A 25,267-nucleotide genomic window follows, 5' to 3' on the forward strand; every position below is an offset into this window, starting at 1 on the left:
AGATGAAAAAACTATTTTTAATTATTTTAATTTTAATCCCATTAAATGTTTTAGGTGCTCGTTTAAAAGATATTGGTTATATTTATGGTGTAAGGGAAAATCAGCTTATTGGTTATGGTTTAGTAGTAGGACTTGCAGGTACAGGAGATCGAGAACAAACAATATTTCCCATTCAATCATTAGTAAATATGCTTGAAAGATTTGGAGTAAAAGTTGATCCTAAGCAAATTCGTACTCGTAATGTGGCTGCTGTTATGGTTACAGCCGAAGTTCCACCATTTGCTAAAATAGGTATGAAATTAGATGCTCTTGTATCATCTATGGGTGATGCTAAAAGCCTTGAAGGGGGTGTGTTATTAATGACACCTTTAAGAGGACCTGATGGCAACATTTATGCTATTGCTCAAGGTCCCATTTCAGTAGGAGGTTTTGCAGCACGAGGTGCTGGAGCAAGGGTTCGGAAAAACTTTCTTACTGTAGGTCGAGTTGTTGGAGGGGTAACAATAGAAAGAGAAATCCCTATAAATTTTATGGAAAATGGCAAACTTTATTTTATTTTAAATGAACCAGATTTTAATACAGCAGCCCAAGTTGCAAATGTGATCAATGAAGAACTTAATGCTTATGTTGCTGAAGCTATAGATGCTAGTACAGTAAAAATTGTTATTCCTAATGAGTATCTAACAAGTCCAGTAGATTTAATAGCTAGATTAGAAAACCTAACTGTTGCTCCAAGTTCTATAGCTAAAGTAGTAATTAATGAACGCACTGGTACAGTTGTAATCGGTGAAAATGTTCATATTTCTACTGTAGCAGTTGCACAAGGAGGTTTAAGTGTAATTATTAAAGAAACTCCAAAAATTTCTCAACCAATGCCATTTTCAGCAGGAGAAACAGTAGAAACATTTGAAACAGAAATAGAAATAAAAGAAGAAAAAACACCTCTTTATCTTGTACCTCCTGCTGCTACTATTGGTGAGCTTGTGCGAGCTCTTAATGCTATTGGAGCCACACCACGCGATTTAATTGCTATCTTACAAGCAATAAAAGCAGCCGGTGCCTTACATGCTGAATTGGAGGTGATATAATGCCAAATATTTTTTTATCTCCTTTAGAAGGAAATAAAAATCAAATTCAAAAGGAACAGGCATTAAAAAAAGCTTGTCAAGATTTTGAGGCATTTTTTATTTATTATTTATTAAAAGTAATGCGAAAAACTATTCCTAAAACAAAATTGTTTTATGGTGGGATTGCCCAAGATATTTATACTTCTATATTAGATGAACAACTTGCCAAAAAAGCAGGAGAAACTAATAGCCTAGGTTTAGCAACATTACTTTATCAGCAACTTAGCACTTTACAAAAATTTCCGAACATTTTAAGAAAATAGTCGATATTAAAACTAGGTAAAAGCTCAAAGTGAGGTGATAAAGATGAAGATTTCTAAAAAGACTGTGGGATTAGAACCTGGTTATCTTGAACAAATGAAAAGTGTTCAAGAAAAGGTTAATGTAAAGAAGGTATCTAAATTTAACAAAGTTAAAGAAAAAGTAGAAATTTCAGCTAAAGCTCAAGAACTGCAAAAATTTAAAAAGATATTAAAAGAAATACCTGCTGTAAGGAAAGAAAAAGTAGCAGAATTGAAAGAAGCTTTAGAAAAAGGCGTCTATCAAGTGAATAACAAAAAATTGGCAGTAAAAATCCTTCAAGAAGGTATTTTAAATATTTTTAAAGTTAAATAATGCACGGCATATATGGTCTTATTGATATAGGTATTAGTGCTATAAGGGCTTCACAGATGGCCCTTATGGTTACTGGAGATAATATTGCTAATGCAGAAAATCCTAAATTTTGTCGTCGTCAAATAATCTTTCAAGAAAAACCTCCATTACTTTCTCTGCCACTTTTAATTGGTCGAGGGTCAGAAGTAACTAATGTTAAACGTGCTTATGATTCATTTTTAGCAAGACAATGGCGTCAAGAACTGGGTATCTTAGGTTATTATGAAGTAAAAGAAGAAACTTTAGGGCGTTTAGAAACAATATTTAATGAAGCTGAAGGAGGATTAAGTGAATCTCTTAATGCTTTTTGGAATGCTTGGGAAGAAATCAGTGCTGATCCAACAAATATGGTAAATCGTTATAATTTAATTAATACAACAAAGACACTTACAGCTACCTTCCAAAGAATGAGTAACAATTTAAAAGAATTACGTAAAGAAATGGATACTGAAATAAAAAATATTATTGAAGAAATAAATACTATTATTCAACAAATTGCCTATTTGAATGAAAAAATAAAGGCTATTGAAGTTAAAGGTGTAAATGCTAATAATTTTCGTGATGAAAGAGATGATTTAATAAGAAAAATTTCAGAGTTAGCAAATGTTACTGCCTTTGAAGATGAAGGAATGGTGACAGTACTTATTGGAGGAGTTGCTGTTGTTCAAGAAAAAAATGCTTACTCTCTTACTGTTGAGACAGGTAGTGAAGGATTTTATCATATAGTTTGGTATGGTGAAAGTGGTTTAAGGGTTGATGTTACTGACCGTATTGATGGTGGGAAATTAGGTGGTTTTTTAGAGATGAGAGATGAAATTATCCCTCAATATCAAAATGATTTAGATCGCCTTGCTTATAATCTAGTTACAGAAATAAATTCACAACATCAATTGGGTTATGGATTAGATGGCTCTACAGGTAATGATTTTTTTGAACCTTTAACTGGAACAAATGATGCAGCAAGTCTTATTCAGATAAGTTCAATTATAGAAATGACACCTGAAGCTATTGCTGCAGCATCAGCTGCTGGTGAACCAGGTAATAATGAAAATGCATTAGCTATTATTGATTTAAAAGAAACAGCTATAGCTGGTTTAGATAATTTTACTTTTAATGACTTTTATTATTCTTTAGTAGGAGCAGCAGGCAGTATTGCTAAAGATAGTCAACTTAATCTTGAATATCAAAAGTTGGTTATAAAAGAGATAGAAAATAGCTTTGAAGCTGTTTCTGGTGTTTCCTTAGATGAAGAAGCAGCTAATTTAGTAAGATTCCAACAAATGTACACTGCTTCAGCTAGATTGATTTCTTTAGCAGATGAAATGATGGAAATTTTAGTTAATCTGGGGGCCTAATGCGTGTCACTCATCACATGCTTTATCAAAATTTTCTTTTCCATTTGGAATATTTAAACAAACATTTAAAAGATAATTTTGAAAAGATTGCTTCAGGTAAAAAGATTATCAAACCATCAGATGATCCTTTTGGTATGAGCAAAGCCCTTACTTATAAAGCTCAATTAGCAGATATAGAGCAATATAAACGAAATATCCAAACTGCTATTTCTTGGCAAAATGCAACAGAAACAGCTTTACAGGCAATGACCAATTTATTGATTGAGACAAAAGAAATAGCTATCTCTCAAGGAAGTGATACAGCTACAGCAGAAACAAGAGCAATGTTGGCAGTTCAAGTAGGAGAACTAAAAAAACAAGCATTGCAGATTGCTAATACAAAATTAGGTAATCAATATATATTTGCTGGCTATTTAACAGATACACAACCTTTTGTAGAGACAGATAACAATTATCATGGAGATGAAAAACAAATCAAAGTAAATATCAGTCCATATATGCAGCTTTCTTTTAATATTCCAGGAAGTGTTTTTACTGATGGAGTCAATATATTTCAAATGTTTGACGACTTAAAAACAGCTCTTGAAAGCAATGATGCTGAAACTATAAGATATTTGATTGGAACAATAGATGAAGCAATTAAACAAATTACAACCGCTCATGCTAATTTAGGTAGTCTTATGAATCGTTTTGAGAGTGTAAAAAATGAACTAAATAATTCTTATGTTGATATTACAGCATATCTCTCTGAAACAGAGGATAGTGATTTAAGTAAAGCAGCTTCCTCTTTAGCTATGTATCAAACAGCATATCAATCTACATTAGCTGGTATGGCTAGGATTATGCAAGTTAATCTTTTTAATTACTTAAGCTAAATCAAACCATATTTTTTTAATTTTCTATAAAGAGAACGTCGGCTTACACCTAAAATGCGAGCAGCTTGAGAACGATTGCCAGAAGTAAGTTTTAATACTTTCATTATGTATTTCTTTTCCATCTCTGCCAATGTGGTTTGAACTGGAAGATCTGCAAAGGAAATTTTATCTAATTTTCTTTGGCGATATTCTAGAGGTAAATCTTTTAAAGTAATATGTTCTCCAGTAGCCATAATATAGGCTCTTTCTAAAACATTCTTTAATTCTCTAATATTTCCATCCCAAGGTAATTGTTGGAATAATTCACTAACTTGAATATCTAATCCTTTTATTCCTTTTCCTATCTCTTGATTTAATTGTTTAATAAAATACTGACATAGAATAGGGATATCTTCTTTTCTTTCTCTTAAAGGAGGTATATGGATATGGACTACATTTAATCGATAAAAAAGGTCTTTTCTGTATTTTCCTTCTTCTACCATTTTCTTCAAATCTCGATTAGTGGCTGCAATTACCCTTACATCCACTTTCTTTACTTTAACATCACCTACTCGTTGTATTTCATGATGTTCAAGAACTCTAAGTAATTTACTTTGTAAAGAAAGTGGCATATCACCAATTTCATCTAAAAAGATAGTACCTTGATCAGCAATTTCAAAAAGCCCTGGCTTATCTCTTAAAGCACCTGTAAATGCACCTTTAACATGTCCAAATAATTCACTTTCTAAAAGAGTTTCAACTAGACCTGCGCAATTTACTGTAATAAATGGTTTATTTGCTCGACGACTAAGATTATGAATGGCTCTAGCTACCATCTCTTTGCCAGTACCTGTTTCACCAGTAATAAGAATACTAATTGGATATTTAGCTACATGTTTAATAGTGGCAAATATATTAAGCATAGCTAAACTTTGCCCAACCATACCTTCAAATACATAATCTCCACTGAATTTTTTCTCTAAAAGAGAAATCCTCTTTTTAAGTGCACGTTGTTCTAAAAGTTTTTCTAACATTACTTTTAATCTGCGGAAATCTATAGGTTTTGTAAGATAATCATAAGCTCCAAGTTTTACTGACTCTACTGCTGTATCAATAGAAGGGTAACCAGTTAACATTACTACATCAATAGTTGGGTCAAATGCCTTTATATGTTTAATAAGCTGAATTCCATCAATACCAGGCATACGTAAATCTGAAATAACAATATCAATAACATTGTTCTCAATAATATGTAAAGCTTCTTCTCCACTATAGGCAGTATAAACATGATAATCAGCCTTTTCCAAAAACTCTTTTAATATATTACAAATCTCTTTATTATCATCCACAACTAAAATTTGAGGGGTATGACTCGTCATCTTTAACACTATGAGCTAATATAATTGAAAGTGTTTTATTGTCAAGTACTCAAATTTAAAGTAAAATTTAAAAGATGGCAAATTTAACATTAAAACAGTGGATTTTACTAATCATTATTTTTCTTCTTCCAATGGTGCCTAATTTTTGGGCAATTATTGAATTGTTCCTCAAAAGAACTTCTAGGTTATATTTAAAAACATTTTGGCTTGGTGTTGTTATTTTTATCCCTTGCCTTGGTGGTCTATCTTATTTATTTTTTGGCCGTCGCATGTTTAAGGAGAAAAAAGATGAATAAAGAAGCTGTCTTAGTGATTGATATGGTTAATGATTTTATAGATCCAAAAGGAGCTCTTTTTTGTGGTGAAAAAGTAAGAAAGATTATTCCATATATCAAAGAACTAGTAGAAAATAAAAGAAAAGCTGGTATTCCAATTATTTATTTAATTGATCAACATGATCCAGATGATAAAGAATTTAAACGTTTTCCACCACATTGTATAAAAGGGACAAAAGGGGCAGAAGTCATATCAGAACTTGCACCACAAAAAGGCGACTATATCATACCTAAAAAAAGATTTAGTGGTTTTTTTAATACTGAACTTGAAGAAATTTTAAAAAAAGAAAAAATTACTTCTGTACATGTAGTAGGAGTATGTACTTCTATCTGTGTTATGGAGACAGTAAGTGATTTATGTGATAGGGATTATGAAGTCTATATTCATGTAAAAGGAGTAGCTGATTTTGATGAAAAAGCACATTCTTTTGCTTTAGAAAGAATGAAAAAAATCTTTGGAGCAAAAATTGTTTAATAATGCTTCAAAGCTTACATATAGAACATTTGGCTATTATTGATCATTTAGAAATGGATTTTTCTCCTGGCCTTAATATTATTACTGGTGAAACAGGGGCAGGAAAGTCCATTATTATCAATGCTATCAAATTGCTTTGGGGAGAAAGAGCAAGTGCAGAGCTGATAAGATATGGGGAAGAAACAGCAATAATAGAAGCCTTATTTTTATTAGATGAACCTATCATTCAATTGTTACAAGAAAAAGGATTTAATGTTTCTAAAGAGTTGCTTATAAAGAGAATTATTAATCGTAGTGGAAGAAGTAAAGTTTTTATCAATGATCAATTAGTTACTTTACCCATTTTGAATCAAATAACTAAAAATCTTTTTACTTTATCAGGACAGTATGAATATCAAAATATCCTTTCATCAGAATATCAATTATCATTGTTAGATAATTTTTGTGATTTAGAAGAAAAGAAAATCTTTCAAGAAATATATAAAAAATTAATTAGACTTATTGAACAAAAAAAGAAAATTTTAGAAAAAATTGCCTATTATCAAGAAAAACAAGAATTACTTAAATTTCAACAAAGAGAGCTTGAAGAAGCAAAGTTACAAATAGGTGAAGAAGAAGAATTATTGCAAGAAAGAGAAATTTTGCGAAATGCTGAATTTTTAAAAAAAGTAGCAGAAAATGGATACCTACAACTTTATGGTGGAGAAAGAACAGTAATTGAAGTTTTAGCCAATTTACAAAAGCAAATGGAAATAGCTGCAAGTTATGAACCTAAATGGCAAGAATGGCTTAAAACATTAAAAGATTGTTTTTATCAATTGGAAGATATTGCTCATGTTTTAAAAAATTATAAAGAATCTATGGTTTTTGAACCAGATAAACTTGAGAGGATAGAAAGACGTTTAGCAGAATTAAATGAATTGAAAAATAAATATAAAGCAAAAAGTATAGCTGAATTATTGGAAATAAAAGAAAAAATAGAAAAAGAATTAAATTCTAGCGAAGATTTAAATATTTTCCTTGAGCAATTAGATAAAGAGATTTTTTCTCTTAAAGAAAAATTAGCTAAATTAGCCGAAGAATTAACAGAAAAGAGAAAAAAAGCAGCTAAGTTTTTTGAGAATCTATTGCAAGATTATCTTAAAAATTTAGGAATGCCATATGCTAGATGTGAAATTAAATTTACTCCTTTAAAAATAGGTTTACTTTTAAAAGAAAATCTTTGGGTAAATGAAGAAGGAGCTGAAGAGATAGAGTTTCTTTTTTCTGCCAATTTAGGTGAGCCATCAAAACCTCTTGCTAAGATTGCTTCAGGTGGTGAATTATCTCGATTTTTATTAGCATTGAAGACAATTCTTGGTAAAAAAGCTGGTACAGAGACTGTAATTTTTGATGAAATTGATACAGGTGTTGGTGGAGATTTAGGTAGTATTATTGGTCGTCATTTAAAAGAATTATCAAAGCATTATCAAATAATCTGTATTACTCATTTACCTCAGATTGCATGTTATGGAGATGCCCATTTTAAAGTAGAAAAACAAATAATTTCTGGTCGTACGGTTACTGGCGTACGCTTACTTAAAAAAGATGAAAAAATAAGAGAACTCGTACGCATGCTTGGCGGGAAACCATCTTCATATATTTATGCTCAATCTTTAATTGAACAGGCTAATAAATAATCGAAAACCTTGCAAATTCGCCTTTATAAGGTTCCCAACTTATTTTTACTTCTTTCACTCTAGCCCAAGGTGGACCAGAATGGCACCATTTAATGATTTCTTCAATAGATTTTTTATCTCCTTCAAATACTGCTTCTACTGCACCATCTGGTCTGTTTTTTACCCAACCAGTAAGACCAAGTCTTACTGCTTCATCTTGAGTGGAGGCACGAAAAAATACTCCTTGAACTTTTCCTGTAATTATGACATGAGCTCGTGCCTTCTCCATTTTTTCCTCCTGATTAAATTATTCTCCCCATTCTGATCTTACTTGAAGCCAGCGTAAAAGATCATTGCGTGTAATAACTCCTACAAGACGATTATTTTCTAATACAGGCATTTGATGAATATTTCGACTAGTTAATCTTTGAAGTACAATAGAAGCATCATCTTCTGGAGATACAACTTCTAAATGTGCACGCGGAGTCATAATTTCTTTTACAGCTATTATTGACCAATTTGTAGGTTCAATTTTTTTAATATCATCTAAACAAACAATCCCAACAATTTCATCATCTCCAACAAAAAACGATCGCTGCCCTTTTTTTAATATATAATCATCTACTAATGTCCGCAATGCTGTTTCTGGGTGAACAACAATAAAATCTTGACTCATTAAATCTTTTGCTTTTATTCCTTTTAAAAATTCTATTAACATTACCTGTTGATAATTCCGTAGGGATGCTTGATATAAGAAAAAACCAATAAACATCATCCAGATCCCATTTAACCAAAAACCACTAAAAATTTGAAAGAGCCCAAAAAATATAAAAAGAAATGCCATAGCTTGACCTGCTCTAGCAGCAAGATGCGTAGCTTTTCTTAAATTACCAGTAAATTTCCAAACTATTGCACGTAAGATGCGCCCTCCATCCATAGGATAACCTGGAAGTAAATTAAAACCTGCTAAAAGAAAATTGATAAAGGCAAGATATTCTGCTAAGGCCATAAAAGGTTCACTAATAGATGTTAAAGCAATTCTTAAAAAAAGAAAAAATATGCCTAATATTAAGCTTGCTAATGGCCCAGCAATAGCCATTTTAAACTCAGCCATAGGAGTAGCTGGTTCTTTAGCAATCTGTGCCACACCTCCTAATATAAAAAGAGTAATGCGTCTTACTTCTTCTCCTTGCTTTTGAGCAACAACAGAATGTGCAAGTTCATGGAATAAAACAGAGGCAAAAAGGAAAAAACTAGCTAAAATTCCCATACCCCAGTTTATACCTATTGGCCAAGTGGGATAATGTTTTGGAAAATAATAAGTGGCAAGTGTCCAACTAAGAAGTACAAAAATAATAAACCAGCTAAAATCAAGATGTATTTCAATACCTCTAATTTTGCCTAATTTAATACTAGTCATAATGATACTTCTTTCCCAAAAAGGGTTGGTTGAAGACGCTTTTTAAATGTTAAAGGTAAATGAGATAAACAAGTTTTAGAGAGATTTAAATCAGGATTCTTACATCGACAGACAGTAACCTTAAGTCCTAAGCTTTTTGCTTTTTGCTCAATATATGTATAAGTGCGTTTACGTAAGGAAATGGGAATAAGTTTTGCAAGTGTTTTGCTTCCAACAATTTGCCAATTGCTTGGAAAACAGCTAAAAATTACCTTAGCTATTGTTAAAGGTAATTCTTGATTTAATTGTTCAATAATACGAGGGCGTAAATGAAGGTAATTAACAATAATTTCTGAAATACCTATTTTTTTCAATTCTAAAAGAATAAAATCTATATTTTCTTTTGTATCGCTAAAAAAAGGAATTAAGGGGTCAAGGCGAGCTCTTACATTTATTCCCCATTCTAAAAGTCTTTTTGCATTTTTAAGTCGTTCTTCCCCTATGGGTGCCCCTGGTTCAAAAAGATTACAATATTTTTTTTCTAAAGAGACAACATTAATTGTGGCATAAATCTGAGACTTATATCGACAAAATAAATCTTTAAAACTCTCTGGTACTATTCCTTTAGTAAGAAAGCTAATATAAAAACCTCTTCTGAGCAAAATGTTCATAACCCTATAAGCAATTTCTAAAACCTGTGGATGTGTTTGAAAACAATCAGAAGCAGTATTAAAAATAATTGTTGTCCCAATTGGCAAATGTTTTATCTCCTTTTGTATAAGTTCTGGTAAATTTCTATAAAAATAAACTATACCTTTAGGCGGAGCAATAGCATATCCACGAGCGTAACAGTAAACACAACTAAAACTACATCCTTGAGTAACATTTAAAGCATAAGCCTTTTTTAAACAGCCAAATTCTGCTCGATGAATAACAGGCGGTTTTTTAATCTTTGGAATAAATAAAAAATTACCAGAATCCATATTCCTTTAAAAAATTTTCATTAAGTTTTTTCTCTTCTCTTATAGCAAGTAATTTAGCTACATATTTTCCTATTAAATCTGTTTCAATATTTACTTTATCACCAATTTTACGCTTGCCCAATATAGTTACTTGAGCAGTATGAGGGATAATATTAACAGTAAAGTTATTTTCAAAACATTGATTGACTGTAAGACTTACACCATCAACTGCTATTGATCCTTTTTCTACTACATATTGTATCCATTCTTTTGGTATTTGAATAGTGAGTTCAAAATGAGTTCCTCTTTCTTTTCTAGCTATAATTATACCAATAGTATCCACATGACCTGTAACAAAATGACCTCCTAAACGATCGCCTAGTCTTAAAGCACGTTCTAAATTTACTTCTTCTCCTACATGAGAAAATTGAAATGTTGTGCGAGAAAGGGTTTCTGGAGAGACTTCTACTATAAATATATCTTTTTCCTTTTTTACTACTGTAAGGCATACACCATTTACAGCAATACTTTCTCCAATCTTTAGTTTATTTAAATTAAATAAAGGCATTAAATATATTTTAGCTCCATAGCTACTTCTTTCAAAACGTATAATTTTCCCTTTTCCTTCTATCAATCCTGTAAACATATTTCAAAGTAGGAAATAATTAATACAATGTCAATAATCATTTTTTATCTATAAGATGTAATTCTATTTCTTTTCGGCGAGGATTAACATTAATAACTCTTACTCTTACTTGATCACCTAATCGAAAGGTCTTTTTTCGCCGTTTTCCTTTTAAAGAAAAAGTTTTTTCATCAAAAAAATAATAATCATCATGTAAAGAAGATATTTTTACTAATCCTTCTACAAATACTTCATTAAGCTCTACGAAAAAACCAAAGCTGTTTACACCAGAGATGGTACCATTATATTCTTCACCAATTTTTTTAAGCATAAACTGAATCCTCAATCTATCTACAATTTCTCTTTCAGCTTCCATAGCAATGCGTTCTCTTTCAGAAATATGTTGGCAAATTCTATCCAAATATTTTATTAATCCATTTTTGGGCAGCTCATTTTTTAATGCTCTCTTTAAAATCCTATGCACCATTAAGTCAGCATAGCGTCTAATAGGCGAAGTAAAATGAGTATAACAATTGGATGCTAAGCCAAAATGGCCAATATTATAAGGACTATATCTAGCTTGTTTAAGTGAACGTAATAAAATTCGATTTACTAAAAATTCATGTGGTGTGCCTTTTACTTGTTTTAAAAGCTTTTGAAAATCAATAGGTTTATACATATTTGTTTTTGGTAAACTATATCCTAATGTTTCAAAAAATTTAGCAAATGTTTCAATTTTTTCTCTACTGGGTCTATCATGTACCCGATAAACCATAGGCCAATTTTTTTCTGTAAGATACATGGCAATTGTTTCATTAGCAGCAATCATAAATTCTTCAATAATTTGGTGTGAAAACCATCTTTTAGTACGCAAAATATTACTTGGATGACCTAAAATGTCTAAAAATACTTCAGGTTCTGGTAAATCAAAATCAAGACTTCCCCTTTTTATACGCCTTTTTCTAAGAATTTCAGCTAACTCTGCCATACAATTTAATGATCGTAAAATACTTTTCTTTTTAATAACCCCTTTTTCTCCATTAAGTGCTTGCTGAACTTGACAATAAGTTAGTCTTTCTTTACTTTGAATAATACTTTCATAAATATCATAATCAATTAATTCTCCATGATTATTAAAACGCATCTCTACTGTTATAGTTAAACGATCTTCTCCTGGGTTTAGGCTACAAATTCCTTGTGAGATTGAGAAGGGTAACATAGGCAAAACTCTATCAGGAAAATATATGCTATTTCCTCTTTGATAAGCCTCTTCATCTAAAGCAGAATGAGGTTTAACATAATAAGATACATCTGCAATAGAAACATAAAGTCGATAACCATTTTTTTCTTTTTTTATAGCTACAGCATCATCAAAATCTTTAGCCATTTCACCATCAATGGTAAAAAAAGAAATTCTACGTAGATCCTTTCGTTCTTCTCTTTTTATTTCTTTTTTTATTGCCTCTTCTGCTTCATCTTCAGCAATATCTGAAAATTTGGTTGGTAAATTATATTTAAATATAACAATCTGACTTTGTGTGCTGGCTAAAGATTCATCTCCTAAAACTTCTATTATTTTAGCAAGTGCTCCATGTCTTATTGTGGGGAAACGAACGATTTCAGCTATTACCATTTGACCTGAAGCTGCATCTTTTGCCCATGCTAAAGGAACAATTATTTCTGTAGTAAACCGTTCATCTTCGGGTAAAAGAAAACCAACTTGCCCATCTGTTTCAAAAACTCCAATTAAATATTTATTTCTTCTTTCAAGGATACGAATAATTTCACCTTCATATTTTTTCCCTTTTTTCTTTTTTTCAACTCTTACAAGTACTCTATCACCATGCATTGCCTCTTTTATATTTCTAGGACTGATAAATATATCTTTTTGCCCATTTTCAGGAATAACAAAGCCATATCCATCTGGATGGCAGGAAAGATGACCAACTATTAAGTTCATCTTTTTTGTAAGTCCAAACCTTTTGCTACTAATTTCAATTACTTCTCCTTTCTCTTCTAATTCTGCTAAAATTTTTCTTACTTTTTCTCTATCTTTTACTCCAAAATGGCGACAGATTTCCCGTAAAGTAATAGGTCTTCCAATACGAGCAAGAAATTTAGTAATATTTATAGATGTAAGTGCCTTTTTAGATTTTTTCTTTTTTCCCATTATTTGCTCGAGATACGTTCTACATATTCACCTGTTCTTGTATCTATCCTTATAATATCACCTTCATTTATAAAAAGTGGTACTTGCACTACTGCACCTGTTTCTAACTTAGCAGGTTTACTACCTCCAGTAGCTGTATCGCCTCTTACTCCAGGTTCTGTTTCTATTACTTCAAGATCTACTGTAGTAGGTAATTCAATAGCTACAGGTTTTTCATTAAAAAATAAAATTTTTACAACAAGATTTTCTTTTAAAAATTTTTTTTGTTCCCCTAAACGGTCTGCTTCCATAAATATTTGATCATAAGTTTCTAAATCCATAAAACAAAAATGTTCGTCTTCTCTATACAAAAATTGCATTTCTTTCTCTTCTAAATTTGGTCTAGGGATACGGTCACTTGTGCGAAAATTGTGTTCTATAACTGCCCCTGTTATTAAATTTTTCAATTTTGTACGTACAAATGCTTGCCCTTTTCCTGGCTTTACATGGAGAAACTCTATAATTTCATAAGGTTCACCTTTAAATTCAATTTTAAGCCCTCGACGAATATCACTAGTTGTATACATTGTTTTCCTCCTGTAAAATTATTTTTGTTGAGAAATTGCAGCAGCCGCTTTTATTGCTAATAGATAACTTTGAGCTCCAAAACCACAAATTTGACCAATAGCTACATCACTAATATAAGAATGATGTCTAAAAGGTTCTCTTTTATAAATATTTGAAAGATGTACTTCAATAGTTGGGATATTTACAGCCAAAATAGCATCTCTTATAGCAATACTTGTATGTGTATAAGCTGCAGGATTAATAATAATTACATCATATTTCCCTTTTGCCTTTTGTATAGCCTCTACTAAAGCCCCTTCATAATTTGATTGAAAAAAATCTACTTCTAATCCATATTTTTCTGCCTCAATTTTAATCATTTCATTAATCTCTTCAAGTCTTAAGTTGCCATAAAAAGAAGTTTCTCTTTCTCCTAATAAATTAAGATTTGGGCCGTTTAATATAAGAATGCGCTTCATAATCTACTCCTTCATTAATTCTTTAAAATATTCTATTTTAGCAAAATTATTTAATGGCAATTTAGGTGGCAATTTATTGCTAGGACGGCTTTTAAAAAAAAGATATTTAATCCCTGCTTCTCTAGCAGCAAGTAAAGGTTCTTCAGTATCATCAATAAATAATGTGCGTTCTGGGTTAAATTTTAAAATTTCTTTAAGTTTATACCAAAATTCTTTACTTTCTTTAGGAAGACCAATATCAAAGGCAGTAATTACTCTATCAAAATAAGAACCAAGTTTTGTACGTTTTAACTTTAAATTTAAAGTTTTATAATGAGCATTTGTTACAAGTGCTACTTTTTTTCCTTTCTGACGTAAAAATTTTAAAAAATCTTCTACATAAGGATGAACATTTATCAAATGACTTACTTGTTCCTTTAAAGCTGGAATATCTAAATCTAGTCTTTTTGACCAAAAATCTACGTCTGTCCAATTTAATGTACCTTCTTCTCGCCGATATAACTCCATTACTTTTGCCTTAGCTTCCGAAAAACTAAGTCCATATTTTTTTGCATATTTTTGTGGTACAAGAGTTTCCCAAAAAAAATCATCAAAATATTTGTCTAAAAGGGTACCATCCATATCTAAAAGTACCCAATCTATTTTTCTCCAAAATCCCTTTTTCACAGCTCAAACACCACCTGCATTTCTTCATTTGAGACATCAAATACAGTATTATGGGGTGGAAGTGGTTCTTCTAAAAAGAATTCTGGTAAGCTATCATGAACTGGAGTGAAACCTGCTCTTAAATTAAAATCTCTTTCTAGTTTAATTACTTCCTCCCCTAAAGTAAACAAATCATGTTGTGTCCATTTCCACCCATACCGTGCATTAATCATAGTTACTACATCATCCCATGATTTTTGGTTTTCTAGCATCATCATTGCACAAAAAAGACAAAGTCCTGTACAGTCCAAAGCAGCTGTAGCTACTTGTAATTTTTTGGAAAGGTCTACTTGCCCTTCTTTGCTCAATGGATCAACTTTACCACCTAATCCTAAAACATTAGTAGCTACAGTATAACCAGCAGTATGATCTGCCCCCATTGTTGAGGTAGCATAAGTAACACCAATGCCCTTTATTGCCCTTGGATCATAGGCAGGTAAAGATTGTCCTTTTACTGCTGGTATTTTAGAAAGTCCAAAAGCTTTTGCTACACTTACCAATCCATTTCCAACAATTCTGCCTAAATAAGTACCTTTAGCTACTTCATGATATAAATTAATAGCTCCCTCAGCATCACCAAAAGCAATTAAACCTGCCTCCATAGCAGCAGCAATGGCATTGCCCATTTCAATAGTATCTAAACCATAATCATCAGCCAATCTATCCATCTGAGCAATGGCATCAAGGTCAGAAATACCTAAATTTGGGCCATGTGCCCATACAGTTTCATATTCTGGCCCTTTAGTAAGATATTCTCCTTTTTTATCCAAATATATCCTTGAACAGCGAATAACACATCCAGCATGACAGGGATGTCCAATTTTTCCTCCTCTTTCTTTAATAATTTCATATTGCCTTTCACCACTTATTGCCTCAACTCCCTCAAACTGTCCTGATTTAAAATAACGGGTAGGTAAAGCACCAGCTTCATTTATCACTTTCATAAGAACATTTGTGCCAAAAGTTGGTAATCCTTGTCCTGTTACTGGATGTTTTGTTAAAGCTTCACTAAATCTTTTAACTGCTTCTTTAAATTGCTCTTTATTTGAAAAATTAGGCCCATCTGCATCTTTAGCATCAATAATAATAGCCTTAATTCCTTTACTTCCCATCACTGCTCCAAGTCCTCCTCTTCCTGCATGGCGAGTTGGACGTCCTTCCATATCAGTTACTGCCACACTGGCAGCTGCCAATCGATATTCACCTGCTTGACCAATAGAAATAATAGCTACTTTATTTCCAAATTTTTCTTTAATTTTATCTGTTGTTTCATAATTACCTAATCCCTTTAATTCAAGCGCTGGAATAAGTTCTGTTTTTTCCTTTGTTATATAAAGACAATAAGTCTTTCCATCCTTTGGTGTCCCTTCAATGATTATTCCTTTTATTCCTAATTTCCCTAAAGCATTAGCTGCTTCCCCACCAACATTTGTTTCCTTAATTGTCCAAGTAAGTGGGCTTTTTGCTCCCACAGAAAGTCTTCCAGCACTTGGAGCATTTGTTCCACTTAGAAGACCAGGTGCAAAAATTAATTTGTTATGTTTACCTAAAGGATGACATGTAGGTAATACTTCTTTATTAACTATAACAGAACTAAGTCCTCTTCCACCATATTTGCGATAAATTTCTGGTACATCTTCCTTTTTTACCTCTAAATTGTCCATATTAATTCTTAAAATAGTATTCATCTTTCCCTCCTTTAAAAATTTTTTGACATTATTACCATAATTTCCCTTTAAAGGGAATGATTTAAAAGTTTTGGTTATTTTTTACGATAAACGAATATATTTTGGCTGTGAATGGTTTAAGTCTAAAATAGTTATTTAAAACCCATTTGTCTTGAACTCATCAAAGTTAATCCAATACAGCCACCATTTATCGTTTTCAATTAGCCTTTTTTAAAACCACATGTTAAAGATTTTGAAAAAAATTTTGTGAGGTATTTGTGATGGGTAAAACATTAACTCAAAAGATTTTAGAGACCCATTTAGTGTCAGGGAAATATATACCAGGTGAAGAAATAGCTATCCATATTGATCAGACTTTGACTCAGGATGCTACTGGTACAATGTGTTATTTACAATTTGAGGCAATGGGTATTCCTCGAGTAAGAACAAAGCTTTCAGTAAGTTACATTGATCACAATACCATTCAAGCAGGTTTTGAAAATCCAGATGATCACAAATATCTTCAAACAGTTGCTGCTAAATATGGGATTATTCTTTCAAGAGCTGGTAATGGTATTTGTCATCAAGTTCATTTAGAGCGTTTTGCTAAACCAGGACAAACCCTATTAGGTTCAGATAGTCATACTCCCACTGCAGGCGGTGTTGGGATGGTAGGTATTGGCGCAGGTGGATTGGATGTAGCTGTTGCTATGGCTGGTGGGCCTTTTCATATGGTCTGTCCAAAGGTGGTAGGGATTCATCTTATTGGTAAGCTTCAGCCATGGGTAAGTGCAAAGGATGTAATTCTTAAAGTTCTTGAGTTATTTGGCACAAAAGGAAATGTTGGATGGGTATTTGAATATATGGGAGAAGGTGCAAAGGCATTAACTGTGCCTGAACGAGCAACTATTACTAATATGGGTGCTGAATGTGGTGTAACTTTCTCTATCTTTCCAAGTGATGAAGTTACTTATAGATTTTTAAAATCTCAAGCAAGAGAAATAGATTGGGTGCCACTTTCACCTGATGAAGATGCAAAATATGACAAAGAGATAGAGATAAATCTAAATGAGATTGTTCCACTTATTGCCTGTCCACATAGCCCAGGAAATGTCAAAAAAGTGGAAGAAGTTGCAGGCATACCTGTAGATCAAGTATGCATTGGCAGTTGTACTAATTCTTCTTATCGAGATTTGATGATTGTTGCAGAGATGCTTGATGGCAAAAGGTGTCATCCTAATGTGAGTTTTGTTGTAGCACCAGGTTCAAGACAAGTTTTGAGAATGTTAGCCAAAAATGGTGCTTTAGATAAATTGATTGCAGCTGGTGCTAGGGTCGCTGAATGTGCATGTACTTTTTGTATCGGAAATAGTTTTGCCCCAAGAAGTAATGGTGTTTCACTACGTACTATAAATAGAAATTTTTTGGGTCGTTGTGGAACAAAGACAGCTCAAGTATATTTGGTAAGTCCTGAAACTGCTGCTGCCGCTGTAATTACAGGTAAGATTACAGATCCCCGTACTTTAGATATTCCTTATCCAAAGATTGAAATGCCTGAGCAGTTTCTTATTGATGATTCTATGTTTATTCATCCCTCTCCTGAACCAGAAAAGATTGAGATTTATCGTGGGCCAAATATTGGTGAACCACCTAAAAATGAACCTATGCCAGAAAAGATAGATGGAGTAGTAACGATAAAAGTAGGTGATGAAATTACAACTGATCACATTATTCCTGCTGGTAGTCGGATGAAGTATCGTTCAAATGTGCCAAAATATGCAGAGTTTGTATTTGAAGTAATTGATCCTGATTTTCACAAAAGGGCAAAGGCATATAAAGAGCAAGGAAAACACAATATTATTGTTGGTGGCTTAAGTTATGGACAGGGTTCTTCTAGAGAACATGCAGCTATCTGTCCTATGTATTTGGGGGTAAAAGCGGTAATTGCAAAATCATTTGAAAGAATTCATGCAGCTAATCTTATAAATTTTGGTATTGCTCCTTTACTATTTAAAGATGAAGCAGATTATGAGGCAATTGAGCAGGGCGATGAAATAGAGATTCCAGACATTAGAGAGAAAATTAAAACAGGAGAGGATTTAACAGTGATTAATAAAACAAAAGGTAAAGAATTTAAAGTAATTTATAAGTTATCTGATAGAGAAAAAGAGATTTTATTAGCAGGTGGGACTTTGGCTTATATGAAAAACAAAGCTTAGGAGGTAAAGATGGCTCAAAGAGGCATTAGAGAATATGATGCAAAGAGATTATTATTTCAATATTTATCAAAAGAAGGGCTAAATTATCCATTTAAAGCAGTATTGGTAACAAAAGAAACAGATTGGAAGCAATTAGAGAAGGAGAATCCTTGGTTAAAAAAAGAAAAATTAGTAGCAAAACCTGATCAACTTTTTGGTAAAAGAGGAAAACATGGTTTAGTTCTACTAAATGCTTCTTTGGAAGAAGTAAAATCTTGGATTGAGGAAAAAATGGGCAAAGAAGTGACTATTGGTAGGGTGACAGATCAATTAACTCATTTCTTAATAGAACCATTCGTTTCACATGAACAGGAGTATTATTTAGCCATCACTATGGAGAGAGAAGGGGATAAAATTTATATCTCTGCTGAAGGTGGAGTAGATATCGAAGAAATGTGGGGAAAGGTAAAAGAAATTTTCATTCCAGTTTTAAGTGATAAAAAAGAAGTGAAAAAACTTATAGAAGAGAATTTACCTGAAGGAATAAAAGAAAAAGAGACTTTTATCCAATTTGCAGTAGCTATTTATAACTTCTTTGTAGATTATCATTTTACTTATCTAGAATTTAATCCTCTTACAATTTTGGATAATGCATTTTATCCTTTAGACGCAGTTGCTCGTTTAGATGACACAGCTCATTTTGAATGCGCTGAAAAATGGGGTGATATAGAATTCCCTGCGCCTTTTGGTCGTAAATATACACCAGAGGAGCTCTATATTCGACAACTTGATGAAAAGAGTGGATCTTCTTTAAAGCTTACAGTCTTAAATCCAAAAGGTCGTATCTGGACAATGGTAGCAGGAGGTGGAGCAAGTGTAGTTTATACAGATACTGTTTCAGACTTGGGATTTGCTCATGAATTGGGAAATTATGGTGAATATAGTGGTAATCCTACAACAGGAGAGACATATGAATATGCCAAAACCATTTTGGATTTAATGACTAGGGAACCTGATAAAGATGGTAGACCAAAAGTACTTATTATTGGTGGTGGAATTGCCAATTTCACTGATGTAGCAAAAACATTTGATGGAATTGTTAAAGCTTTAGAAGATTATGTGGATAAACTAAAGGCTGTTAATGCAAAGATTTATGTGCGAAGAGGTGGACCAAATTATGAAAAAGGATTGGCAAAAATAAAAGAAGCAGGAGAAAGGTTAGGTTTACCTATAGAAGTCTATGGGCCAGAAACCCATATGACAAGGATTGTAAAATTAGCTTTAGAAGAAAATTAGTAAAATGGAGGTTTTAAAATGGGAGAAAAACCAGATTATTTATTATTTGATAAACAAACGCAGGCTATCTTTTATGGCTATCATGCTAATGCTATACAACGTATGTTAGATTTTGATTATATCTGTCGCCGTGAGAAACCTAGTGTAGCTGCTATTGTTGCACCTACAAGGAGCAATGGCTATCATAAATGTTTTTGGGGAAATAAAGAAATTTTAATCCCCATTTACCGCCATTTTGAAGAAGCAGTAGAAAGACATCCAAATGCAGATGTAGTAATTAACTTTTCATCCTATCGTTCTGCCTATCCAACTACTCTTCAAGCCTTAGAAACAGAGACTATTCGTACAATTGCTATTATTGCTGAAGGTATACCAGAAAGGTATGCTAGAGAGATAGCTGCCTTAGCTAAAGAAAAAGGTAAATGGATTATTGGACCAGCTACTGTTGGAGCAATTATGGCAGGTGCCTTTAAGATTGGTAATGCTGCTGGTACACTTGAAAATATTATTCGCTGCAAACTTTATCGACCTGGAAATGTCGCTTTTGTCTCTACCTCAGGAGGTCTTTTTAATGAATTAAACAATATTATTTCTCAAGCAACAAATGGTGTTTATGAAGGTGTAGCTATAGGTGGTGATTTGTATCCTGGTTCTACTTTTATTGACCATTGTCTTCGTTATGAAGCTAATCAAGATGTAAAAATGATTGTAATTTTAGGAGAATTGGGTGGAGTAGATGAATATAAAGTAATTGAAGCTATAAAAGCAGGAAAGATTACTAAACCAGTAGTTGCATGGTGTATTGGCACTTGTTCAAAATTGTTTCCCACTGAAGTGCAATTTGGCCATGCTAAAGCAAGAGCAAGAGGTTTAGAGGAGACAGCAGATGCTAAAAATCAAGCCTTTCGTGAAGCTGGAGCAATTGTGCCTAATTCTTTTGATGAATTAAGAAAGGTTATTAGAGAAACATTTAATAGATTGAAAGAAAAAGGTGTGATTCCAGAGATAGAAGAACCAGAAGTACCTCCTATTCCAGAAGATTTTTCAATTGCTCTAAAACAAGGTAAGGTAAGACGTCCAACAGGATTTATTTGCACTGTTACTGATGATCGTGGAGAAGATGTTCTTTATGCAGGCATACCTTTGACAGAGATTATTGAAAAGAAATACAGTCTTGGTGAGATTATTGGTCTATTATGGTTAAAAACACTTCTTCCTAAATGGGCATCAGAATTTATAGAAATGTGTTTGAAAATAGTAGCTGACCATGGCCCTTGTGTTTCTGGTGCACATAATGCCATTGTGACAGCCAGGGCTGGGAAAGATTTGGTTTCTGCTTTAGTTAGTGGACTTTTAACCATTGGGCCAAGATTTGGTGGAGCTATTGATGGTGCTGCCTATTATTTTAGAAAGTTCTATTTAGAAAACAAAACACCCAGACAAATGGTAGATGAAATGAAAGCAGCTGGCATTTTAATTCCAGGTATTGGTCATAGGGTAAAGAGTGTGCGTAATCCTGATAAAAGAGTAGAATTGCTTAAAAATTATGCAAAAAACCATTTCCCACAAACAAAACTTTTGGATTTTGCTTTAGAAGTAGAAAAGATTACAACAGCCAAAAGGGGCAATCTTATACTAAATGTGGATGGCTGTATTGGTGTTTTGTTTGTAGATATGCTTGATAACTGTGGATTTAGTCCAGAAGAAATAGATGAAATTATTGAAGCAGGTACTTTAAATGCAATATTTGTTTTAGGTAGAAGTATTGGGATTATTGGACATATTTTGGATCAGAAGAGACTTAAGGAAAGACTTTACCGTCACCCTTGGGATGATGTTTTGTTTGCGGTAGAGTTTCCTAAAGTTATTGAGGAGATAAAAGAAGAAAAAGTTTATAATTTACGTTATGCCGTTGCTAAATAATAAAACAAAAGTGTGTATATATATGCGGACAGCTACAAAAAAGAACGTAGAATATCTTGAAAGACAAAGACAGCTTTTAAAAGAACACTGTCATAAAAAAGGATATGAAATAGTGGCAGAAATATCTGAAATTGCTAGTGGTATAAATGAACATAGAAAAGGTTTACAGCGTTTAATGAATTTAGCAAAAAGAGGTGAGATTGAGAAAGTGGTTGTAGAGAATGAAAGCCGCTTGGCTCGTTTTGGTTTGAGTTATTTAAAAGCTTTTTTTTCTAGTCATGGAGTGGATTTAGAAATTATCAAAAAATCAGATAATAAAGAGTCAAGACAAGAATTAATGAAAGATCTTGGGGCAGTAGTCAATTTTTTAATAAAACAATTGGAGGGGAATTATGAAGTTTAATGGTTTAGAATTAAAATTTTTTACTCCACCCACTGAAGGGGAAAAGATTGAATTAAATTCAGATGGAACTCTTGACGTTCCTGATAATCCTGTCATTCCTTATATAGAAGGCGACGGTATAGGACCTGATATTTGGCGAGCGGCTATGCCAGTTTTTAATACAGCCGTAGAATTGGCTTATGAAGGGAAAAAACATATTGTCTGGTGGGAAATATATGCTGGTATTAAAGCACAAGAGAAATTTGGAGAGTTTGCGCCAGAAGATTTATTCAATGCAATTCGTTATTTTCGTGTAGCAATAAAAGGGCCTCTAATTACACCAGTTGGTGGTGGTTATAGAAGTATAAATGTTACTTTGAGACAGAGGCTTGATTTATATGCTTGTGTTAGACCTGCTAAGCACTATCCAGGTGTGCCAAGCCCCCTTAAATATCCAGAAAAAGTAAATATGGTAGTTTTTAGAGAGAATTCAGAAGATGTATATGCAGGCATTGAATGGGCAGGTGATACCCCTGAAGCAAAAAAGGTGATAAATTTTCTTACAAATGAAATGGGTTGCAAAGTTCCTAATTTAGAGCATAATACTCCTATTGGTATTGGTGTAAAACCAATAAGTGAATTTGGTACAAAAAGACTTGTAAGACGTGCTATTCGTTATGCACTTGAACAAGGTTATAATAGTGTTACTTTAGTGCATAAAGGTAATATTATGAAATTTACTGAAGGGGCTTTTCGTGCATGGGGTTATGAAGTAGCTAAAGAAGAGTTTCCTAATGAAACTGTTACAGAAGAGGAGTTATATGAAAAATACAATGGGGAGTTGCCTCTTGGAAAAATTGTGATAAAGGATAGAATTGCTGATGCTATGTTTCAACAAATCTTGCTTAGACCAGAAGAATATGGTGTTTTGGCAATGCCAAATTTAAATGGTGATTATATGTCTGATGCAATCATTGCAGCAGTAGGAGGATTAGGGCTAGGACCAGGAGCAAATATTGGAGATGAAGGTGCACTTTTTGAAGCAACACATGGAGCTGCTCCAAAATATGCAGGTCAAGATAAAGTAAATCCTGGCTCTCTTATTCTCTCTGGAGTGATGATGTTCAGATACATGGGGTGGCATAAGGCAGCAGATTTAATTGAAGAGGGTCTTACCAAGGCTATTCAAAATAAAACTGTTACTTATGATTTAGCAAGACAAATGGAAGGAGCAAAAGAAGTCAAATGTTCTGAGTTTGGCCAAGAAATTGTTAAACATATGAAAAATCTTATTGAAGGAAAATGATATGAGAAGATATAAAGTAAGTATTATAGGGGCGGGAATGGTGGGTGCCACTACCGCCCAATGCATTGCTCAGAGAGATATAGCAAATGTGGTATTGATAGATATAGTTGGAGATGTAGCTGCAGGTAAGGCTTTAGATATATTTGAGGCCTCACCTTTATGCAGTTTTCATGGTACTATGGAAGGTGGAGATGACTATATATTGACAAAAGATTCTGATGTCGTTGTAATTACAGCCGGTTCTCCGAGAAAACCTGGGATGAGTCGTAAAGATTTATTAGAAATTAATGCACGTATTGTTACAGATGTGGTTAAAAAAATAACAAATCAATCTCCAGATGCTGTAATCATTGTTGTAACAAATCCAGTAGATGCTTTGACTTATGCAGCTTGGCAAGTAAGTGGTTTTCCTCGCAATAGAATTATGGGTATGTCAGGTATGCTTGATTCTAGTCGTCTTAAAAGTTTTATTGCTTCAGCTATTGGTGTTTCTGTAGATGATGTTGTAGCAATGGTTGTTGGCGCTCACTCTGAAAATCATATGCTTCCTCTATTAAGATTAGCAAATGTAAATGGGATTCCCATTAAAGAGTTTTTAGATGAAGAAACCTTGCAAAATCTAGCTGAACGTACAAAACAAGCAGGTAAAGAAATTGTCTCTTTATTAAAGACAGGTAGTGCCTATTATGCACCAGCTGCAGCTATTACAGAAATGGTGGAGGCAATATTGTTAGATAAAAAGAGACTTATGCCTTGCTCTGTTTGTTTAGAAGGTGAATATGGGCTTTCTGGATGTGCTATTTGTGTGCCAGCTATTTTGGGGAAAAATGGTGTGGAAAGGGTTATTGAAATAAATCTTACAGATGAAGAGAAATCTCAAGTGGAGCAAGGTGCACATGCAGTTAAAGAGATGCTTTCTTCTTTGGAATTATGAGAGAAATTCATATTGGGGAAATTAAAGAAGCTATAAAATGTTTATGTCAAGAAGCATGCTTTTCTCTTAATACAGATATGATAATGGCTTTAAAAAAGGCACAAGAAGAAGAAATTTCTCCATTAGGAAAGGAGATAATTGGACAACTTTTAGAAAATGCTAAATTGGCTGAAGATAAAAAAATACCACTTTGTCAAGATACAGGTGTAGTAACTATATTTTTAGAGATTGGGCAAGATGTGCATTTAATAGGAGGTGATATTAGAGAAGCTATTCAAGAAGGTGTGCGTCAAGGGTATAAAGAAGGTTTTTTGAGAAAATCTGTCTGTCATCCCTTGACCCGAAAAAATACTGATGACAATACACCTGCAATTATTCATTTTGATATTGTGCCTGGAAAGAAAGTAAAAATTATAATTATGCCAAAAGGGGCTGGAAGTGAAAATATGTCAAAAGCAACTGTTTTTCCGCCATCTGTAGGTGTTGAAGGAATAGAAAACTTTGTTTATGAAACTGTAAAAAGAGCAGCTGTAAATACGTGTAGTCCTTTAATTGTAGGTGTAGGTATTGGTGGAAGTCTTGAAAAAGCAGCTTTATTAGCAAAGAAGGCTTTATTAAGACCTATTGGTCAAAAGGCATCTGATTCTGAATTGGCTAATTTAGAAAAAAAATGGCTTGAAAAAATAAATAAATTTGGTTTTGGCCCTTTGGGTCTTGGTGGCAGGGTTACATGTTTGGCAGTACACATAGAATCCTATCCCTGCCATATTGCCAGTCTTCCGGTGGCAATCAATATTCAATGTCATGCCCACCGGCTTAAAGAAGTAATTATTTAAAT

Annotated in this window: 25 protein-coding genes; 15 read left to right on the top strand and 10 right to left on the bottom strand. The window is 32.9% G+C overall.

All coding sequences use genetic code 11. The features are described from left to right. Nucleotides 1–2: 2 nt before the first annotated feature. The 5 genes from LWW95_05525 to flgL are packed head-to-tail and all read left to right on the top strand — an operon-like array spanning nt 3 to nt 4,011. A complete protein-coding gene (locus LWW95_05525) occupies nt 3–1,088 on the top strand; it encodes a flagellar basal body P-ring protein FlgI (protein MDL1956493.1) in 1,086 nt (361 codons plus the stop codon). Then, a complete protein-coding gene (locus LWW95_05530) occupies nt 1,088–1,390 on the top strand; it encodes a rod-binding protein (protein MDL1956494.1) in 303 nt (100 codons plus the stop codon). The genes LWW95_05525 and LWW95_05530 overlap by 1 nt, the downstream gene beginning before the upstream one ends. 43 nt (nt 1,391–1,433) lie before the next feature. Continuing rightward, the gene (gene flgM / locus LWW95_05535; protein MDL1956495.1) at nt 1,434–1,742 is read left to right on the top strand and encodes a flagellar biosynthesis anti-sigma factor FlgM; all 309 of its coding nucleotides are present in this window, start codon (nt 1,434–1,436) and stop codon (nt 1,740–1,742) included. Continuing rightward, a complete protein-coding gene (gene flgK / locus LWW95_05540) occupies nt 1,742–3,136 on the top strand; it encodes a flagellar hook-associated protein FlgK (GenBank protein MDL1956496.1) in 1,395 nt (464 codons plus the stop codon). The genes flgM and flgK overlap by 1 nt, the downstream gene beginning before the upstream one ends. Next, nucleotides 3,136–4,011, top strand: a complete 876-nt coding sequence (gene flgL / locus LWW95_05545; GenBank protein ID MDL1956497.1) for a flagellar hook-associated protein FlgL — start codon at nt 3,136–3,138, stop codon at nt 4,009–4,011. Before flgK ends, flgL begins: the two co-directional genes overlap by 1 nt. Here flgL and LWW95_05550 read toward each other — a convergent pair. Next, a complete protein-coding gene (locus tag LWW95_05550; GenBank protein ID MDL1956498.1) occupies nt 4,008–5,369 on the bottom strand; it encodes a sigma-54 dependent transcriptional regulator in 1,362 nt (453 codons plus the stop codon). The genes flgL and LWW95_05550 overlap by 4 nt on opposite strands. Nucleotides 5,370–5,443: 74 nt before the next feature. Between LWW95_05550 and LWW95_05555 the strand changes: the two genes are divergently transcribed. The 3 genes from LWW95_05555 to recN are packed head-to-tail and all read left to right on the top strand — an operon-like array spanning nt 5,444 to nt 7,858. After that, a complete protein-coding gene (locus tag LWW95_05555; protein ID MDL1956499.1) occupies nt 5,444–5,665 on the top strand; it encodes a PLD nuclease N-terminal domain-containing protein in 222 nt (73 codons plus the stop codon). After that, nucleotides 5,658–6,179, top strand: coding sequence for a cysteine hydrolase (locus tag LWW95_05560; protein ID MDL1956500.1), 522 nt, complete (start codon nt 5,658–5,660; stop codon nt 6,177–6,179). The genes LWW95_05555 and LWW95_05560 overlap by 8 nt, the downstream gene beginning before the upstream one ends. Nucleotides 6,180–6,181: 2 nt before the next feature. Beyond that, nucleotides 6,182–7,858, top strand: coding sequence for a DNA repair protein RecN (gene recN / locus LWW95_05565; GenBank protein MDL1956501.1), 1,677 nt, complete (start codon nt 6,182–6,184; stop codon nt 7,856–7,858). Here the strand turns inward: recN and LWW95_05570 are convergent. From LWW95_05570 to LWW95_05610, 9 genes are read right to left on the bottom strand one after another with little or no spacing between them, the layout of a single operon-like run. After that, nucleotides 7,848–8,126 (bottom strand): acylphosphatase, encoded by a 279-nt coding sequence (locus LWW95_05570; GenBank protein MDL1956502.1) that lies wholly within the window; start codon nt 8,124–8,126, stop codon nt 7,848–7,850. The two genes, recN and LWW95_05570, sit on opposite strands and share 11 nt — an antisense overlap. Nucleotides 8,127–8,144: 18 nt before the next feature. Further along, a complete protein-coding gene (locus tag LWW95_05575; GenBank protein ID MDL1956503.1) occupies nt 8,145–9,257 on the bottom strand; it encodes a site-2 protease family protein in 1,113 nt (370 codons plus the stop codon). After that, nucleotides 9,254–10,219, bottom strand: coding sequence for a hypothetical protein (locus LWW95_05580; GenBank protein MDL1956504.1), 966 nt, complete (start codon nt 10,217–10,219; stop codon nt 9,254–9,256). Before LWW95_05580 ends, LWW95_05575 begins: the two co-directional genes overlap by 4 nt. Next, nucleotides 10,206–10,844: a riboflavin synthase gene (locus tag LWW95_05585; GenBank protein MDL1956505.1), complete on the bottom strand. Its 639-nt coding sequence runs from the start codon at nt 10,842–10,844 to the stop codon at nt 10,206–10,208. The genes LWW95_05580 and LWW95_05585 overlap by 14 nt, the downstream gene beginning before the upstream one ends. A 37-nt stretch (nt 10,845–10,881) precedes the next feature. Next, nucleotides 10,882–12,993, bottom strand: a complete 2,112-nt coding sequence (gene rnr / locus LWW95_05590) for a ribonuclease R (protein ID MDL1956506.1) — start codon at nt 12,991–12,993, stop codon at nt 10,882–10,884. Continuing rightward, complete coding sequence (efp, locus tag LWW95_05595; protein ID MDL1956507.1) at nt 12,993–13,559, bottom strand: elongation factor P; 567 nt, start codon at nt 13,557–13,559, stop codon at nt 12,993–12,995. The genes rnr and efp overlap by 1 nt, the downstream gene beginning before the upstream one ends. A gap of 18 nt (nt 13,560–13,577) precedes the next feature. Next, nucleotides 13,578–14,018: a type II 3-dehydroquinate dehydratase gene (gene aroQ, locus LWW95_05600; GenBank protein MDL1956508.1), complete on the bottom strand. Its 441-nt coding sequence runs from the start codon at nt 14,016–14,018 to the stop codon at nt 13,578–13,580. Nucleotides 14,019–14,021: 3 nt separating this feature from the next. Next, nucleotides 14,022–14,684 carry an HAD-IA family hydrolase gene (locus LWW95_05605; GenBank protein ID MDL1956509.1) on the bottom strand — a complete coding sequence of 221 codons (663 nt, stop codon included), beginning with the start codon at nt 14,682–14,684 and terminating at the stop codon, nt 14,022–14,024. After that, nucleotides 14,681–16,411 (bottom strand): aldehyde ferredoxin oxidoreductase, encoded by a 1,731-nt coding sequence (locus LWW95_05610; protein MDL1956510.1) that lies wholly within the window; start codon nt 16,409–16,411, stop codon nt 14,681–14,683. The genes LWW95_05605 and LWW95_05610 overlap by 4 nt, the downstream gene beginning before the upstream one ends. Before the next feature lie 260 nt (nt 16,412–16,671). On the opposite strand from LWW95_05610, the gene LWW95_05615 reads away from it, so the two are divergent. The 7 genes from LWW95_05615 to LWW95_05645 are packed head-to-tail and all read left to right on the top strand — an operon-like array spanning nt 16,672 to nt 25,265. Continuing rightward, the gene (locus LWW95_05615; protein ID MDL1956511.1) at nt 16,672–18,609 is read left to right on the top strand and encodes an aconitate hydratase; all 1,938 of its coding nucleotides are present in this window, start codon (nt 16,672–16,674) and stop codon (nt 18,607–18,609) included. A gap of 9 nt (nt 18,610–18,618) precedes the next feature. Continuing rightward, nucleotides 18,619–19,884, top strand: a complete 1,266-nt coding sequence (locus LWW95_05620) for an ATPase (GenBank protein ID MDL1956512.1) — start codon at nt 18,619–18,621, stop codon at nt 19,882–19,884. Between the two features lie 18 nt (nt 19,885–19,902). Continuing rightward, on the top strand, nt 19,903–21,807 hold the full coding sequence (locus tag LWW95_05625; GenBank protein MDL1956513.1) for an ATP citrate synthase: 1,905 nt from the start codon (nt 19,903–19,905) through the stop codon (nt 21,805–21,807). 22 nt (nt 21,808–21,829) lie between these two features. Further along, nucleotides 21,830–22,210, top strand: coding sequence for a recombinase family protein (locus tag LWW95_05630; GenBank protein MDL1956514.1), 381 nt, complete (start codon nt 21,830–21,832; stop codon nt 22,208–22,210). Beyond that, entirely contained in the window at nt 22,200–23,495 is a 1,296-nt protein-coding gene (icd, locus tag LWW95_05635; protein MDL1956515.1) for an isocitrate dehydrogenase (NADP(+)), read from the top strand. Before LWW95_05630 ends, icd begins: the two co-directional genes overlap by 11 nt. A 1-nt stretch (nt 23,496) precedes the next feature. After that, nucleotides 23,497–24,429 carry a malate dehydrogenase gene (gene mdh, locus LWW95_05640; protein MDL1956516.1) on the top strand — a complete coding sequence of 311 codons (933 nt, stop codon included), beginning with the start codon at nt 23,497–23,499 and terminating at the stop codon, nt 24,427–24,429. After that, on the top strand, nt 24,426–25,265 hold the full coding sequence (locus LWW95_05645; protein ID MDL1956517.1) for a fumarate hydratase: 840 nt from the start codon (nt 24,426–24,428) through the stop codon (nt 25,263–25,265). The genes mdh and LWW95_05645 overlap by 4 nt, the downstream gene beginning before the upstream one ends. Nucleotides 25,266–25,267: the final 2 nt, after the last annotated feature.

The sequence above is a fragment of the Candidatus Desulfofervidus auxilii genome, from assembly GCA_030262725.1.
In the GTDB taxonomy this organism is placed as follows: domain Bacteria; phylum Desulfobacterota; class Desulfofervidia; order Desulfofervidales; family Desulfofervidaceae; genus JAJSZS01.

Excerpts from the sequence above, each read along its gene's own strand:
- LWW95_05525 (MDL1956493.1), top strand. The coding sequence starts at position 3 with ATGAAAAAACTATTTTTAATTATTTTAATTTTAATCCCATTAAATGTT.
- LWW95_05530 (MDL1956494.1), top strand. The coding sequence starts at position 1,088 with ATGCCAAATATTTTTTTATCTCCTTTAGAAGGAAATAAAAATCAAATT.
- flgM (MDL1956495.1), top strand. The coding sequence starts at position 1,434 with ATGAAGATTTCTAAAAAGACTGTGGGATTAGAACCTGGTTATCTTGAA.
- flgK (MDL1956496.1), top strand. The coding sequence starts at position 1,742 with ATGCACGGCATATATGGTCTTATTGATATAGGTATTAGTGCTATAAGG.
- flgL (MDL1956497.1), top strand. The coding sequence starts at position 3,136 with ATGCGTGTCACTCATCACATGCTTTATCAAAATTTTCTTTTCCATTTG.
- LWW95_05550 (MDL1956498.1), bottom strand. The coding sequence starts at position 5,369 with ATGACGAGTCATACCCCTCAAATTTTAGTTGTGGATGATAATAAAGAG.
- LWW95_05555 (MDL1956499.1), top strand. The coding sequence starts at position 5,444 with ATGGCAAATTTAACATTAAAACAGTGGATTTTACTAATCATTATTTTT.
- LWW95_05560 (MDL1956500.1), top strand. The coding sequence starts at position 5,658 with ATGAATAAAGAAGCTGTCTTAGTGATTGATATGGTTAATGATTTTATA.
- recN (MDL1956501.1), top strand. The coding sequence starts at position 6,182 with ATGCTTCAAAGCTTACATATAGAACATTTGGCTATTATTGATCATTTA.
- LWW95_05570 (MDL1956502.1), bottom strand. The coding sequence starts at position 8,126 with ATGGAGAAGGCACGAGCTCATGTCATAATTACAGGAAAAGTTCAAGGA.
- LWW95_05575 (MDL1956503.1), bottom strand. The coding sequence starts at position 9,257 with ATGACTAGTATTAAATTAGGCAAAATTAGAGGTATTGAAATACATCTT.
- LWW95_05580 (MDL1956504.1), bottom strand. The coding sequence starts at position 10,219 with ATGGATTCTGGTAATTTTTTATTTATTCCAAAGATTAAAAAACCGCCT.
- LWW95_05585 (MDL1956505.1), bottom strand. The coding sequence starts at position 10,844 with ATGTTTACAGGATTGATAGAAGGAAAAGGGAAAATTATACGTTTTGAA.
- rnr (MDL1956506.1), bottom strand. The coding sequence starts at position 12,993 with ATGGGAAAAAAGAAAAAATCTAAAAAGGCACTTACATCTATAAATATT.
- efp (MDL1956507.1), bottom strand. The coding sequence starts at position 13,559 with ATGTATACAACTAGTGATATTCGTCGAGGGCTTAAAATTGAATTTAAA.
- aroQ (MDL1956508.1), bottom strand. The coding sequence starts at position 14,018 with ATGAAGCGCATTCTTATATTAAACGGCCCAAATCTTAATTTATTAGGA.
- LWW95_05610 (MDL1956510.1), bottom strand. The coding sequence starts at position 16,411 with ATGAATACTATTTTAAGAATTAATATGGACAATTTAGAGGTAAAAAAG.
- LWW95_05615 (MDL1956511.1), top strand. The coding sequence starts at position 16,672 with ATGGGTAAAACATTAACTCAAAAGATTTTAGAGACCCATTTAGTGTCA.
- LWW95_05620 (MDL1956512.1), top strand. The coding sequence starts at position 18,619 with ATGGCTCAAAGAGGCATTAGAGAATATGATGCAAAGAGATTATTATTT.
- LWW95_05625 (MDL1956513.1), top strand. The coding sequence starts at position 19,903 with ATGGGAGAAAAACCAGATTATTTATTATTTGATAAACAAACGCAGGCT.
- LWW95_05630 (MDL1956514.1), top strand. The coding sequence starts at position 21,830 with ATGCGGACAGCTACAAAAAAGAACGTAGAATATCTTGAAAGACAAAGA.
- icd (MDL1956515.1), top strand. The coding sequence starts at position 22,200 with ATGAAGTTTAATGGTTTAGAATTAAAATTTTTTACTCCACCCACTGAA.
- mdh (MDL1956516.1), top strand. The coding sequence starts at position 23,497 with ATGAGAAGATATAAAGTAAGTATTATAGGGGCGGGAATGGTGGGTGCC.
- LWW95_05645 (MDL1956517.1), top strand. The coding sequence starts at position 24,426 with ATGAGAGAAATTCATATTGGGGAAATTAAAGAAGCTATAAAATGTTTA.